The organism is Undibacterium sp. 5I1 (genome assembly GCF_034314085.1).
Lineage (GTDB): Bacteria > Pseudomonadota > Gammaproteobacteria > Burkholderiales > Burkholderiaceae_D > Undibacterium.
On the sequence record NZ_JAVIWI010000001.1, the window covers coordinates 2,421,566 to 2,436,796 of the forward strand.

The 15,231-nt window shown below is 47.2% G+C and carries 14 protein-coding genes; all 14 read right to left on the reverse strand.

The annotated features are described in order from the left end of the window. Nucleotides 1–87: 87 nt before the first annotated feature. Nucleotides 88–990: a cysteine synthase CysM gene (cysM, locus tag RGU72_RS10720; protein WP_322119712.1), complete on the reverse strand. Its 903-nt coding sequence runs from the start codon at nucleotides 988–990 to the stop codon at nucleotides 88–90. A gap of 194 nt (nucleotides 991–1,184) precedes the next feature. Then, on the reverse strand, nucleotides 1,185–1,586 hold the full coding sequence (locus RGU72_RS10725; RefSeq protein ID WP_322119713.1) for a ComEA family DNA-binding protein: 402 nt from the start codon (nucleotides 1,584–1,586) through the stop codon (nucleotides 1,185–1,187). A gap of 141 nt (nucleotides 1,587–1,727) precedes the next feature. After that, nucleotides 1,728–2,648, reverse strand: coding sequence for a D-glycero-beta-D-manno-heptose-7-phosphate kinase (gene rfaE1 / locus RGU72_RS10730; protein WP_322119714.1), 921 nt, complete (start codon nucleotides 2,646–2,648; stop codon nucleotides 1,728–1,730). A gap of 5 nt (nucleotides 2,649–2,653) precedes the next feature. Further along, nucleotides 2,654–4,027 carry a UDP-glucose/GDP-mannose dehydrogenase family protein gene (locus RGU72_RS10735; protein ID WP_322119715.1) on the reverse strand — a complete coding sequence of 458 codons (1,374 nt, stop codon included), beginning with the start codon at nucleotides 4,025–4,027 and terminating at the stop codon, nucleotides 2,654–2,656. Nucleotides 4,028–4,084: 57 nt separating this feature from the next. Continuing rightward, the gene (gene lapB / locus RGU72_RS10740) at nucleotides 4,085–5,260 is read right to left on the reverse strand and encodes a lipopolysaccharide assembly protein LapB (RefSeq protein WP_322119716.1); all 1,176 of its coding nucleotides are present in this window, start codon (nucleotides 5,258–5,260) and stop codon (nucleotides 4,085–4,087) included. Between the two features lie 25 nt (nucleotides 5,261–5,285). After that, nucleotides 5,286–5,600 (reverse strand): LapA family protein, encoded by a 315-nt coding sequence (locus RGU72_RS10745; protein ID WP_322119717.1) that lies wholly within the window; start codon nucleotides 5,598–5,600, stop codon nucleotides 5,286–5,288. A 249-nt stretch (nucleotides 5,601–5,849) separates the two neighbouring features. Next, on the reverse strand, nucleotides 5,850–6,155 hold the full coding sequence (locus RGU72_RS10750) for an integration host factor subunit beta (protein WP_322119718.1): 306 nt from the start codon (nucleotides 6,153–6,155) through the stop codon (nucleotides 5,850–5,852). A 26-nt stretch (nucleotides 6,156–6,181) separates the two neighbouring features. Then, on the reverse strand, nucleotides 6,182–7,903 hold the full coding sequence (rpsA, locus tag RGU72_RS10755) for a 30S ribosomal protein S1 (protein WP_322119719.1): 1,722 nt from the start codon (nucleotides 7,901–7,903) through the stop codon (nucleotides 6,182–6,184). A 160-nt stretch (nucleotides 7,904–8,063) separates the two neighbouring features. Then, complete coding sequence (gene cmk / locus RGU72_RS10760; protein ID WP_322121621.1) at nucleotides 8,064–8,741, reverse strand: (d)CMP kinase; 678 nt, start codon at nucleotides 8,739–8,741, stop codon at nucleotides 8,064–8,066. Then, a complete protein-coding gene (aroA, locus tag RGU72_RS10765; RefSeq protein WP_322119720.1) occupies nucleotides 8,741–10,078 on the reverse strand; it encodes a 3-phosphoshikimate 1-carboxyvinyltransferase in 1,338 nt (445 codons plus the stop codon). Before aroA ends, cmk begins: the two co-directional genes overlap by 1 nt. Before the next feature lie 319 nt (nucleotides 10,079–10,397). Continuing rightward, nucleotides 10,398–11,351: a prephenate dehydrogenase gene (locus tag RGU72_RS10770; protein ID WP_322119721.1), complete on the reverse strand. Its 954-nt coding sequence runs from the start codon at nucleotides 11,349–11,351 to the stop codon at nucleotides 10,398–10,400. A 6-nt stretch (nucleotides 11,352–11,357) separates the two neighbouring features. Beyond that, nucleotides 11,358–12,467, reverse strand: coding sequence for a histidinol-phosphate transaminase (gene hisC, locus RGU72_RS10775; RefSeq protein WP_322119722.1), 1,110 nt, complete (start codon nucleotides 12,465–12,467; stop codon nucleotides 11,358–11,360). Nucleotides 12,468–12,779: 312 nt separating this feature from the next. Further along, nucleotides 12,780–13,853 carry a prephenate dehydratase gene (pheA, locus tag RGU72_RS10780; protein ID WP_295748241.1) on the reverse strand — a complete coding sequence of 358 codons (1,074 nt, stop codon included), beginning with the start codon at nucleotides 13,851–13,853 and terminating at the stop codon, nucleotides 12,780–12,782. 227 nt (nucleotides 13,854–14,080) lie between these two features. After that, nucleotides 14,081–15,184 carry a 3-phosphoserine/phosphohydroxythreonine transaminase gene (gene serC / locus RGU72_RS10785; protein WP_322121622.1) on the reverse strand — a complete coding sequence of 368 codons (1,104 nt, stop codon included), beginning with the start codon at nucleotides 15,182–15,184 and terminating at the stop codon, nucleotides 14,081–14,083. Nucleotides 15,185–15,231 lie beyond the last annotated feature (47 nt).

Sequence of the window (15,231 nt, forward strand, 5' to 3'; positions counted from 1 at the left end):
GTCGTTAGCCAATATGAGAATACCGTAGATGTACCCAAGTACATCTACGGTATTTTTTCGTCTGTCATATCGACAAACTGCTGTAATTTAAGCTGGGAAAACCCCAGTAGACAAATAACGGTCGCCACGATCACACACGATAAACACTATAGTTGCGTTCTCAACTGTATGCGCTATACGCAAAGCGACTTCACAAGCACCAGCTGCTGAAATCCCACAAAATATACCTTCTTCTGCAGCCATGCGACGAGCCATGTGCTCGGCATCAGACTGACTCACTGACTCCTCTTGGTCAACTCTGGCCTTGTCATAAATTTTAGGCAAATAAGCTTCTGGCCATTTCCGAATTCCTGGAATCGAGGATCCCTCCTCTGGCTGTGCACCGATAATGCGTATGGCTTGGTTTTGCTCTTTCAGATAGGCAGATACGCCCATTATGGTGCCGGTAGTTCCCATAGCACTGACGAAATGGGTTACCCGACCTTCAGTATCACGCCAAATTTCTGGCCCTGTAGTTTCGTAATGAGCCAAAGGATTATCAGGATTAGCAAATTGATCCAGAATCACGCCCTTAGCTTCTTTTTGCATTTGCTCTGCAAGATCTCTGGCGTATTCCATACCACCTGTTTTAGGGGTCAATATAATCTGTGCACCGTATGCTGCCATGCTTTGACGACGTTCTATACTCAAATTCTCCGGCATCAACAGTACCATTTTGTATCCGCGCATGGCAGCAGCCATGGCTAACGCAATGCCGGTGTTGCCGCTAGTGGCTTCAATCAAGGTATCACCGGGTTTAATTCGACCACGCTCTTCTGCACGCTTGATCATAGACAATGCAGGCCTATCTTTAACGGATCCTGCTGGATTATTACCTTCTAACTTACCTAAAATAATATTATTACGTCGTTTAATTTCCGCACTGGGAATACGTTGCAACATAACGAGCGGGGTATTTCCTATAGTGTCTTCAATCGTCAGATAAGGCATAGTCGCTAGTAAGCAATTTAATATAAAACATCATTCTAAACGCTGTAGCAGCTTGCTGCTCACCACACGGCATTGTTGTCAGGAGAATTTGCGGCAATAAAAAAACATCTCCTGCAAGCAAGAGATGTTTTTGTTTTTTAAACCTTTAATGCGCTCACATACCGACAACATAAAACGGAAGCATAAAACCAAATTTACTTCGATGCAGATGCCTTAGCAGACGCAGCAGGTACCGCAACCGAGGCAGCCGCAGATGCAGTCGCTGCTTTATCCGCTTTCATCGGTTTAGCGACTTTTTCTGCTGCTGGCTTTGCTGGCGCACCAGTCTTAGCCTGACCGTTAACGGTCAAACCGGCCTCAGACAATTTGACTGCACTTTTTGCGCCAACGCCTTTAACGCGAGTTTCAAAATCCGCCCAATCTTTGAAATTGCCACCTTTAGTACGCTCGTCAATAATCGCTTTAGATTTGGCAGGACCAATACCTTTGATACCATCCAAAGCAGCTTGATCGCCTTTATTTACATCAACATCAGCAAAGGCAAATCCCATGGAGACGACCATTGCTGCGACTGCTAATAATAATTTCTTGAACATATGAGTACTCCCGAATTAAGTAAATTAACTACGTCTATTTAACTGCCAGACCAGATAGAACGATGTATCTCGTTCTGTATCAATTAACGACTTACGGCCATACAGGTTGACAGTCAAAAGAATATTAACATTAAATTAACATTAATTAACAGACGCAAATAACTCTTCTTTAGAAACCGTAGCAGTACCTAGCTTACCTACCACAATACCGCCAGCACGATTGGCAAGCATTACGGCATCTTGTAAGCTCATACCAGACGCGATACTTGCTGCCATAGTTGCAATCACGGTATCACCTGCACCTGAAACGTCATACACCTCACGCGCCATAGCGGGCACATGCGTTACCTCTGTTGCTGTGTATAAACTCATTCCCTCTTCAGAGCGAGTGAGCAGCAATGCCTGTAAATCTAATTTCTGACGTAGTGCCTGGACTTTCTCTGTCAACTCTGCCTCATTTGCCCACTCACCAATGACTTGGCGCAATTCAGACTTATTAGGCGTCAGCATTGTAGCGCCAGCGTAGCGTAGAAAATCACTTCCTTTCGGATCTACCAATACTGGCTTACCAGCAAGACGGGCAGCAGAAATCATCGCCGCCACATTGACCAGACTACCTTTGGCATAATCGGACAAGACAATTAAATCGTAATCGGCAATCAGAGCGTTAAAACGGGATAGTTTATCTTTGAGTACATGCTCAGTAGGTTTTTCTTCAAAGTCAATTCGCAGTAGTTGTTGCTGGCGACCGATGACGCGTAACTTAATGATGGTAGAAATGCTTGTATCACGGCTTAAATAACTAGTAATGCCAGACTGAGTCAATAAGCGCTCAACGATATGACCCGCCTCGTCCTCACCAATCACACCTAACAAACCCGCCTGCAAACCCAACGCCACCGTATTGCGCGCCACATTAGCGGCACCACCAAGACGCTCCTCGCGTCTTTCAACACGAACGATAGGCACAGGTGCCTCAGGAGAAATCCGGTTGACGTCGCCAAACCAATAGCGATCCAACATGACGTCGCCAGCAACCAAAATACGCTTAGATTCCAACATACTGATCATCCGCGCGTCAACACTGAGCGACCGATGCCATGGTATTCGATACCGATTTCGGTCATCACAGCAGGCTCAAATAAATTACGTCCATCAAAAATGACAGGCTGCGTCAGAAGCGATTTAACTTGGTCAAAATCTGGGCTACGAAATGCTTTCCACTCGGTCACAATCGCTAATGCATCTGCTTTTACCAAGGCATCCATAGGATTACTGGCAAAGCGAATTTTCTCTAATAATTCTGGAGTATCAGCAAAATCTAGTGCAAAAACCCGCTTGGCTTCAGGCATAGAAACTGGATCATAAACCGCAACAGTAGCGCCTTTACGCAATAATTCCGCCAACAAAACGCGGGAAGAGGCAGCGCGCATATCATCGGTATTCGGTTTAAATGCCAGGCCCCAAATCGCAAAATGCCTACCGCTGAGATCATCACCAAATCGCTTGACGATTTTCTTACCGAGTACCAATTTCTGCTGCTCGTTTACAGCTTCAACGGCTTGTAAAACAAGTAAATCCAAACCGTAGTCTTGCGCTGTACGCTCGAGAGCTTGTACGTCTTTAGGAAAGCAAGAGCCACCATAGCCACAACCAGCGTACAAGAAACTATGTCCAATACGCGGATCAGAGCCGATCCCATGTCGTACCGCCTCAATATCAGCACCAACATGATCTGCCAGATTGGCTAATTCATTCATAAACGAGATACGCGTCGCCAACATAGCATTAGCAGCGTATTTCGTAAATTCAGCAGAACGTACATCCATCCAATAAGTGCGCTCATGATTGCGGTTAAAAGGCATGTACAGCTTCTTCATCTGTGAGCGTGCCTGATTACCTTGTGGCGTATCGTCGCAACCAATCACAATCCGATCAGGGCGCATAAAATCTTCGACTGCTGCCCCCTCTTTCAAAAATTCTGGATTAGATACAACGGAGAATTGACCATCTGAATTACGTGCAATTAACTCCGTTTTTAAAGCATCAGAAACCTTATCAGCCGTACCAACTGGCACAGTAGATTTATCGACTATGACTTTAAAGCCAGTCATATATTTGCCGATATTGCGCGCAGCGGCCAAGACATATTGCAAGTCGGCAGAACCGTCTTCATCCGGTGGAGTACCGACTGCAATAAACTGTACCTCACCATGGCTGACACTAGCCTCGATATCCGTAGAAAACTGGATACGGCCAGCAGCACGGTTACGCGCCACTAATTCTTCCAGGCCTGGCTCATGAATAGGAATCCCGCCATTATTTAAAATATCGATTTTGCGCTGATCAACGTCAAGGCAAAATACATCGTTACCGAGTTCTGCCAAACAGGCACCAGTCACTAAGCCAACGTAACCCGTACCAATAATTGTAATTTTCATGTTGTGATCACAATCCTATTTAAGTTTTTACATTTTTATTTTTACAAAAATAAAAAATTAATTCATTACGTTTAATTCTTCTGTACGACGTGGCGGATACGTTTCCCAGCGACTACATCCCGGACATTGCCAATAAAATTGACGCGCTTTAAAACCACAATGGGAACATTGGTAGCGCGCTAGTTTTTGTGCATAACCATGTACCAGATTTTTAACCATAGAGAGCTCAGGTCTAATGTCTGGCGGAGCCGACATCAAGCGCGCATCAAGCAATTTGTCCAAACCTAACAAGGTCGGCGTTCTACGCAATTCATCGCTGACTAATTGATTTGCAGCGCTAACTGTATCCAACTCCAGAGTCGCCTTAAATACGACCTCCAACAGGTCAATCGAGGATGCTTCGGCAAGATAGCCTCTGAGCAAATTCAAACCCTCCTGAGGTCTCTCAAGCTTGCGATAACCATCCATCAATCTTTGCGCCACTAAAGCAACATGAGGAACACTTTGCTGTTCTACTCTGCGCCAGGCCAACAAGGCCTTTTCTATGTCACCGTTAGTTAGATGTACATCCCCCATCAGAATTGCGGCACGCACATTATGTCTATCTGCTGCCAAGGCCTTATCTAACATCGCTAATGCTGCATCAGAATGCGTATGCACCAATTCGTCCTGTGCGATCTCACAATAAAATTGAGCGATTTCTTTTTGCCTGCCGCCTGCACCAGATTCTTGCAATGCATAAGCTGCCTCAATCGCCCTTGCCCATTCTTTTTCACGCTGATAAATTTCCAGCAAAGCACGTCTGGCTTGTATTGCATATTGACCAGCAACTAGCTGATTAAAAGTTTCTTCAGCTCGATCTAATAAACCAGCTTTGAGGTAATCCTGACCTAGTTCAAACATTGCCTGTGTTTGCTGATCAAGTGGTAAATCAGGACGGGACAACAAGTTTTGATGAACTCGAATAGCGCGTTCTGTTTCGCCACGACGACGGAATAAATTACCTAGCGCAAAGTGCAACTCTACTGTCTCAGGATCAAGTTTAACTATCTCGATAAAGGCATCGATCGCTTTATCGTGCTGATCGTTTAATAGAAAATTTAGACCCTTAAAATAACCGCGAGGCAAACTACGGGACTCTGAAAGAAGCTGGCGAATATCGACCCGGGCAGCAATCCAGCCAAGTGAAAAAAATAGGGGGATGCCAAGCAACCACCAGATATCAAATTCCATATTTTTATTTATCGCTATATTGGTGTTAGATATTACGAACACTATCCGGTTGAGGTGCTTCGGTACTGGCGCGTTGGGCGGCCAATCTTTCACTTTCAATTTCTGCGATTGTTTTTTTATGTTTTGAGATATCGCGTTTGTGTCGATAAACCATGGGTACCATGGCCAAAATACCTAGCACTCCGCCAGAGAGGAAGAAGACTAACAACAGAATAACTAAAGGAGCCGATTGTTGGTAACCAAAGAAATATTGCAAGGTCACGATCTGATCATTTTTGATCGCAAAACCAAAAAAGGCGATGAATAAAATGAGGGTAATAATTCTGGAAATAATTTTCATAACAGTATCCTATCTAGGCTCTTATGGAGTTTTTGACACCGTAACACAAACTCGATTGTTTACAAGTAATTTGCTGTATCGCAGCAGAATCTATCTACTCAATCAAAAATAAATATGCGAATTATGATTCAACAAACTCAGGCTTGAAATTGTACGTGAAAAAAAACGGCACATCGGTCAGACCGATATACCGCTTTCATTTTTTTGCATACTTTGTAAGACGCAGGTCACCGAAATGACGACCTTCGCTTAATCGTCTTGTATCGGTTGCCCTACCATGGCGTCCACTCTTTCACGCAATTCTTTACCTGGTTTAAAGTGTGGAACCCGTTTTTCAGGAACCATCACCTTGTCACCGGACTTAGGATTACGTCCAATGCGGGGAGGCCGACTGTTCAAGGCAAAGCTGCCAAAACCACGGATTTCGATACGCTGACCATTAGCCAGCACATCGGACATTGCATCCAGAATGGTTTTGACAGCGACATCCACATCTTTTGCAACCAGCTGTGGATATCGCTCTGCCAAGCGAGCAATCAACTCAGACTTTGTCATCTAAAACTCAGTATCTAAGTTGATGCTTAGTTCTTATTATCGAACTTGGCTTTCAACAACGCGCCTAAGCTTGTAGTGCCAGAAGCTGCATTGGAGTTCGAGTCAGAAGACATTTTTTGCATTGCTTCTTGTGTTTCAACGCTATCTTTTGCTTTGATAGACAATTGAATGCCACGTGCTTTGCGATCAATGTTCAATACCAAGGCTTCAACGCTATCGCCAACTTTCAGGTGTGTACCTGCATCTTCCACGCGGTCACGGGAGATTTCGGAAGCACGCAAGTAGCCTTCAACATCATCAGCCAATTGGATCACTGCGCCCTTAGCTTCAACAGATTTAACTGTACCAACAACAACTGCACCTTTGTCGTTCATTGCGCAGTAGTTATTGAATGGGTCGCCTTCGAGTTGTTTAACACCCAAAGAAACGCGCTCACGCTCAACATCGATTGCCAGAACGATTGCTTCCAGTTCGTCACCTTTTTTGAAGCCGCGAACTGCTTCTTCGCCAGTTTCGTTCCAGGACAAATCAGACAAATGCACCAAACCGTCGATATTGCCAGACAAACCAATGAACACGCCGAAATCAGTGATGGACTTGATCGCGCCGCGAACTTTGTCACCTTTCTTGTGGTTGATCGCAAAATCATCCCAAGGATTGGCTTTGCATTGTTTCATGCCCAGGCTGATACGACGACGATCTTCGTCGATTTCCAGAACCATGACTTCAACTTCGTCGCCCAATTGAACAACTTTATTTGGTGCTACGTTTTTGTTAGTCCAATCCATTTCGGAAACGTGAACCAAACCTTCAATACCTTGCTCGACTTCAACAAACGCGCCGTAGTCAGTCAGATTAGTGACTTTACCAAACAGACGTGTGTGTTGTGGGTAACGACGTGACAGACCAGTCCATGGATCATCGCCCAATTGTTTTACGCCCAGAGAAACGCGATTTTTCTCTTGATCAAATTTCAGGATTTTTGCAGTGATTTCTTGACCAACTGTCAACACCTCTGAAGGGTGACGTACACGACGCCATGCCAGATCAGTAATGTGCAACAGACCGTCAATGCCGCCCAGATCCACGAATGCGCCGTAGTCAGTGATATTTTTAACGATACCAGTAACAACTGTGCCTTCTTTCAAGGTTTCCATCAGCTTTTGACGCTCTTCGCCCATAGACGCTTCAACTACAGCGCGGCGGGACAGAACGACGTTGTTACGCTTACGATCCAGCTTGATAACCTTGAATTCCATGGTCTTGCCTTCGTAAGGAGTTGTATCCTTAACTGGGCGTGTATCAACCAAAGAACCTGGCAAGAAAGCGCGGATGCCGTTCGTGAGAACAGTCAAACCACCTTTAACTTTGCCATTAACGGTACCAGTAACAATCTCGCCAGACTCCAGCGCTTTTTCCAGCGCGAGCCATGAGGCCAGACGTTTTGCTTTGTCGCGGGACAAAATGGTGTCGCCGAAACCGTTTTCCAGCGAATCAATCGCTACGGAAACGAAATCGCCGATGTTAACTTCCAGCTCACCTTGGTCGTTTTTGAATTCTTCAACAGGGATAAAGGCTTCAGATTTGAGGCCAGCGTTCACGATCACGAAATTGTGGTCGATGCGAACGACTTCAGCAGAGATTACTTCACCGGAACGCATATCCTGACGTGACAGGGATTCTTCGAATAAAGCTGCGAAGCTATCTGCACCGGTAGCAAAATCTTGGGACATAAAAACAGTAGACATAGGGTACTCGAGTTATCCAGAACACGGCAAAAGCGCTGTGTACACTGGGTTAGGTTAAACAAACCCGCACTGACTTTGCATCAGTTTAGGCACTTCAACATTGATTTTCAAAAGATAAACTGATTGAAAATCAAATTCATTTGCAGGCTTTTTAGAACATTTATTGGCTTGCTAATTTGCATGTTGCAGCATATAAATCCAGTACGGTTTGCACCGCCTGCTCGACTCCCATTGCTGATGTGTCGAGGATATATGCCCCTGATGCTGGCTTGAGAGGCGCTGCGGTGCGGGCACTATCTCTCGCATCGCGTTCCGTCAAATCCTTTATCAAGTCTTCCATATTAGCAGAAAAACCCTTTTCAATCAATTGCTTATATCGTCTTGACGCGCGGGCATCAACACTTGCCGTAAGATAAATTTTCTGGGTTGCGTCAGGAAAAATCACCGTTCCCATATCACGTCCATCTGCCACTAATCCAGGCGCATAACGGAATGCCACTTGCAAATCGACCAAGGCTTTTCTGAGCTCTGGCAATACTGCGATTTTTGAAGCCGCGACACCGATAGCTTCTGCCCTGACGGCATCAGTCACATCTTTATCATCAAGCAACACATGGCCATGCACAAAACGACACGGCAGCTCGCGTGCTAATGCGGCCAGACTAATTTCATCATCTAAGGCAATGTGTTTTTGCTGCGCGGACAAAGCCGTTAAGCGATATAAGGCACCAGAATCCAGGTAGTGGAATCCTAACTGCTTTGCAACACGATGTGCCACCGTACCTTTGCCGGAGGCAGTTGGTCCATCAATCGTGATCACTGGCACTGTCGACATCATCAAAACAATTCCTTGTGGTTAATTTTGGCAAACGCCTCGAAATAATCGGGGAAAGTTTTCGCTACGCATTTAGGATCATTGATACGCATTGCAGCGCCGCGACGAGCAGCGCCATCCAAAGTAGCAAGCGAGAAACACATTGCCATGCGGTGATCGTCGTAAGTATCAATAGTAGCAGGCAAAATCTTGGCAGGCGGGGTAACGGTCATATAATCTGCGCCCTCTTCGACCAGCGCACCGAGCTTACGCAGCTCTGTCGCCATGGCGGCGATGCGATCTGTTTCCTTCACGCGCCAGCTGGCAATATTGCGCAAAGTCGTAGTGCCATTGGCATACAAAGCGGCAACCGCAATCGTCATTGCTGCATCGGGGATATGGTTGAAATCCATATCGATCGCTTGCAATACGCCGTTCGATTTAGCCTCTATCCAGTTGTCACCACGTGTGATTGTCGCGCCCATTTTCTCCAAAGCTTCTGCAAACCGCACATCGCCTTGGATACTATGCAAACCAACGCCTTCGACCCGTACTGGCCCGCCAGCAATCGCGCCTGCTGCGAGAAAATAAGATGCTGACGATGCGTCACCTTCAACATGAATCACCTCTGGCGACACATATCGCTGACCTGTTGCAATCGTAAATACCTGCCAGCCATCGCGTTGCACAGTTACGCCAAAACGCTGCATTAAATTCAAGGTGATTTCGATATAGGGTTTAGAAATCAACTCACCAATCACTTCAATCGTTACATCATGATCACGCGCCATCAGCGGCGCTGCCATTAGCAATGCGGTCAAAAATTGACTGGAGACATTGCCTTTGACTTGCAAACGATGCGCATGAATGTGACCGCGACGAATGTGCAGCGGTGGGAAGCCAGGATTACCGGTGTACTCAATCTGCACACCAACTTGGTTTAACGCATCGACCAGATCACCGATCGGCCGCTCATGCATACGTGAGACGCCGTGCAAGGTGTAGTCGCCTCCAATCACTGCCAGAGCAGCGACCAGCGGACGGATCGCAGTACCTGCATTACCCATAAATAAATCAGCCTGATGCTGCGGCAATACACCATCCACGCCAGTCACGGTGTAATTCTGGGTTGCACCGTCCTGTGTCCAATGTACGCCAAGCTTTTGCAACGCCGTCAGCATGACTAAGGTGTCGTCAGACGCCAGCAACTCCACAATCTGCGTAGTGCCTTGTGCTAGCGCGGCCAGCAGCAAGGTGCGGTTTGAAATACTTTTAGAACCTGGCAAACGCACTGTGCCTTGTGCCTGCATTACAGGGTGCAAATCGAGGTAATGTGGATAATGTTTAGCGGCTTGACTCATTTGGCTGATGGACTCATACAGATGTTAGGTGATAACGAGAACTGGTAGGAAACTGCTATTTTTTAAATTTTGGTGAAAAGTAATTAAGGCTTAGGCAAATTTCTCAGGCAAGGACTAGCGACCAAAATCGGCAACGCAGCCAAAGCAGTTTTGCGCAAATACTGACAATAAATACTTTTACCGCTAAATTAATACTCCACCAGGGTATATTTAAATTGTCCATAGAGTTATTGGACAATAAGGCTATTTTATAAAAAAATAAGGGGAGTATATTAAATCAATCAGGTAATCACAGCACCTAAGCCATAACATCTGAAGCTCAATCCCCACCCTCTTTGTTCTGCTTCTCAGCGGCTTCTATCGCCGTAATCCAGTTATGTCGTGCCGCCTGCGCATGACTGTAAATCGATTCGATCCCAGATGCGTTGGCGCTCACTAAATGCTCACGCAAAATTGCTAGTCGTGCCGTGTAGGAATCAAGTTCCTGCAACATGGCAGCTCGATTCGCCAGGGTAATATCACGCCACATCTCTGGCGACGAACCGGCGATCCGCGTAAAGTCACGAAAACCGCTGGCAGCATATTGAAATAAAGTATCCGCATGCGGCTTGCGCGCAATGTCGTCCACCAGAGCGTACGCCAGCAAATGTGGCAAATGACTGATAGATGCGAACACTGCATCGTGTTCTGCCGGACTGAGATGATGAATGATAGCGCCGCATTGCTGCCACGCATACGCGACTCTGGCAACCGCCTCATCCGTGTTCTCAGGCAAGCGCGTGATCACGACTTTTTTGCCCACATACAAGTCGGCCAGCGCAGCGTCTGGGCCATTTTGTTCACGTCCTGCAATCGGGTGCGCGGGCACAAATTGCGCAAGCTGATTGCCCATCACTTGCCGTGCTGCGGCAACGACATCCGACTTAGTGCTACCGGCATCAGTCACAATAGTATTGGGCTGTAAGTAAGGCTGAATCGAGGACAAGATCGCTGCCGTCTGTGCGACTGGCGCAGCGATCAATACCAAATCGGCATTCCGCACCGCGGCGGCAGCGGAATCAGCAATCTCATCAATGATGCCGAGTTGCTGCGCACGTTGCAAGGATGCCAAGCTACGACCGACGCCCACTACGTGCTCAACTGCGCCCGCCTTTTTTAAGGCTAGAGCAAATGAGCCACCAATCAGTCCAACGCCAAAGATGGCGACCCGCTTTAGCCGGTGCTGTTGCTGGTCTTGCTGTGCTATCGACTTCAACTTGTCGTCACTCGTCATCATGTTTCAGGCAGCCAGTATCTCTTTTAAAGCGGTGATAAATGCCGCATTCTCTTCTGGCAAACCAATAGAAATACGCAGGAACTGCGGCAAGCCGTAATTGCCGACTGGACGCACGATGACCCCACGCTTCAGTAATTCCAGATTGATACGTGCGCCCGCGCTGTCTTCATTACCGACTTTGACTAACACAAAGTTGCCAAAAGACGGCACAAAATCGAGACTCAACTCTTTAAACGCGCTGGTCAGCTGGACGTAACCATCCGCATTCAGTTTTGCACTTTTTTGCAAAAACTCTGCATCATTCAAGGCAGCGACAGCAGCAGCTTGTGCCATTGAATTGACGTTAAACGGCTGGCGTACACGGTTCAATAAATCAGTGATGCCCGGTTGTGCAATCCCAAAACCAATACGCAAGCCAGCCAGGCCGTACGCCTTGGACATGGTGCGCGATACCAGCAAATTAGGGTACTGTCTAACCCAGGCGATAGAGTCATATTGCAAGTCGGCGGCGAGGAATTCGTTGTACGCTTCATCGAGAACGACGACGACACCGGCAGGCACTTTTTTCAGGAAGGCTTCGATCTCCGCCGCCGGCAAAAACGTTCCTGTCGGATTGTTCGGATTGGCGATGAAAACTAATTTAGTATCCGCAGTAATTGCTGCCGCCATTGCGGGCAGGTCATGTCCAAAATCTTTCGCCGCGACCACAATCGCGCGTCCGCCAACAGCTTGCGTCGCCAATGGATACACGGCAAATGAATATTGTGCAAAAACGACTGACTGGCCTGGCTCCACAAAAGAATGTGCAGCCAATTCCAAAATGTCGTTACTGCCATTGCCTAAGGTAATCCAATCTTGCGGCACATTGTATTTCGCCATGATCGCGGCTTTTAATTCAAAGCCATTTGCATCAGGATAGCGCCCCAGATCAGCAGCAGCTTTCAGCATTGCTGCTTGCGCAGATTGCGGTACACCGAGCGGATTTTCATTCGATGCCAGTTTGACGATTTTTGATTCGTCTAGACCAAATTCACGCGCCACTTCAGAGATAGGCTTGCCGCCTTGGTAAGGGGCAATTGCACGAACATAGGCGGGACCAAATTGTGTAGACATAGCTGCTCCAGAAATTGTCCAGCGTCAGGCTGGATTTACAAAAAAGGGACTTCTAAAAAATCTTTAATCGAGATACATCGCCAGACCGTGTTTGCTAACTCAGCACAGCACTACTTCGGCGTTGCAAGACTTTATAGTTTTGCAAGCAATAGCTGCGCCTCGATTCGCTCAAGAATGAGATTTTAGAAATCCTTCAAAATTAGTCGTCCATTGTTTGTGCGGCTCTTGGAGCACTTTTGGCTTGAGAGGCTTATTTATACTGGACATCTAACAATAGAGATTCTAAAAAACTTTTTACCGAGCTTTATTTCATCAAACAGTGCAAGGATAAGAACCTAGTATCTTAAAGAAGGCCGCATTGTTATTCAAATCCGTCATGGCTTTAGCCACCTTCTCATCCATTACATGGCCTTCTACATCGACGTAAAAATAATATTCCCAATTGCCAGTGCGCGCTGGCCGCGACTCGAAGCGCGTCATTGACACGCCATGCTTGGATAATGGGGCAAGCAAGTTGTAAACTGCGCCGGCTTTATTTGGTACGGCCAATACCAAGGAGGTCTGATCCTTACCGCTCGGCGTTGTTTGTAAACGGCCAATCACAGCAAAACGCGTACGGTTATGAGGATCATCCTGAATGTGCGCACTAACTACGCCAAGCTGATATTGCTGTCCCGCGATTTCACTGGCAATCGCTGCCATCGTCGCGTCACCGCTGGCCATACGGGCGGCTTCTGCATTGGATGCCATGGCTTGACGTTCGATATGAGGATAATGCTGATTCAACCAGGCCTGACACTGCGCTAACGCTTGCGAGTGCGCGCAAATCCGCGTCACACCATCCATCGTGCCCGTTTTAGTCATCAAACTATGCTGTACCGGAATTGCTAGTTCACCACTGATTGCAAGGCTGGTCTGGAGTAGTAAATCGAGGGTGCGGTTGATCGCGCCCTCCGTTGAATTTTCAATCGGCACGACGCCGAAATCTGCGGTACCCGCCTCGGTTGCACGGAACACTTCGTCAATCGATACGCAGGGTAAAGCTTGAATCGCATGCCCAAATTGCTGATACACCGCTTGCTCACTAAAAGTACCGACCGGCCCCAAAAATGCCACCACTACGCGACGTTCCAGTGCCCGGCAAGCCGACATAATTTCACGGAAAATCAGTTGAATATCCTGACTCGCTAAAGGGCCGGGATTACGTTCAGCGACGCTGCGTAAAACTTGCGCCTCGCGCTCTGGCCGGAACACGGGGGCATTGGTCTCTGCCTTAACATGACCGACCTCTTCCGCAACACGTGCGCGCTCATTTAATAACGAGAGGATTTGTGTATCGATGGCGTCAATTTTCTGACGCAGAGGGAATAATTTGTTATCGCTCATAAGAAACCTAAAAACCGTTTAGCGAGTTGTTGAAAACGTCGCTGTATACTTCACACTTGTACGAGTCACACTCACGCCATTCTCGCTGGTTAGCGTAGCGTGATGGCAATGATGCTCGCCTCTCTTCCGACTTTTGGTCGTTGTCCTTAGCGCCACGGTTTCCAGGTGATGGTGAGTGCCATGCAAAGAAAGGGCTAAAGAGAAGAAGCTATCTGGTTGCTCACCGCTCATGCATGAGCGCGGGCAAATTCTTTCATAAAACTGACCAAGGCTTGTACGCCTTCTATCGGCATCGCGTTATAAATCGAGGCGCGCATACCGCCGACTGATTTATGTCCTTTTAATTGCAACAACCCGTGTTGCTTGGCTTGCGCTAAAAACTCTGTATTTAAACTTTCGTCATTCAAAAAGAACGGCACGTTCATACGTGAACGGCAATCCTTGGCAACCCGATTGACGTAAAAATCTGAATCGTCCAGATAGTCGTACAACAGTTGCGCTTTGGCGATATTTTTTTGCTCCATCGCTGCGACACCACCCTGGCGTTTTAGCCACTGGAATACCAAGCCTGCAATATAGATCGCATACGTGGGCGGCGTGTTGTACATGGAATCATTGTCTGCAACAATTTTCCAGTTAAATGCTGACGGGCAAATTGGTAACGCATCGCCAAGTAAATCGTCACGCACAATAACAATCGTCAAACCGGCGGGGCCAATATTTTTTTGTGCGCCGCCAAAAATCACACCATATTTAGCAACATCAATCACGCGCGACAGAATATGTGAGGACATATCAGCCACAATCGGCGCGCCGCCCGTGTCGGCATTCACATCCGGTGCGAACTGGTATTCAACGCCATCGATCGTTTCGTTGGTACAGATATGCACGTAAGCTGCGTCTTGAGACAACTTCCAGCTTTCACGTGCCGGGATTGCAGTATGTCCATTGTCTTCTGCTGAAGCGGCAACGTTCACATTACCGTACTTATGCGCTTCTTTGATCGACTTCGCGGTCCATGAGCCCGTGTGAATAAAATCCGCAGTTGCCGGCTGCGGCTTTCGCCCCATCAGATTCATGGGGACAATCGCGTTTTCACCTAAACCACCACCTTGCAGAAACAGAATTTTGTAATTATTCGGCACTGCCAGCAGCTCGCGCAGATCACTTTGCGCTGCTGCAATAATCGACATAAATTCTGGTCCGCGATGACTCATTTCCATGACCGACATGCCGCTACCATGCCAGTTCAACATTTCTGCTGCTGCCTGCTGCAACACCTCTATAGGTAATACGGCAGGTCCGGCAGAAAAATTGTAAATCGCTGTCACGATGTTGTTCACGTTTTCGGTCACTTTATCAATCACTTTGGAAGTAG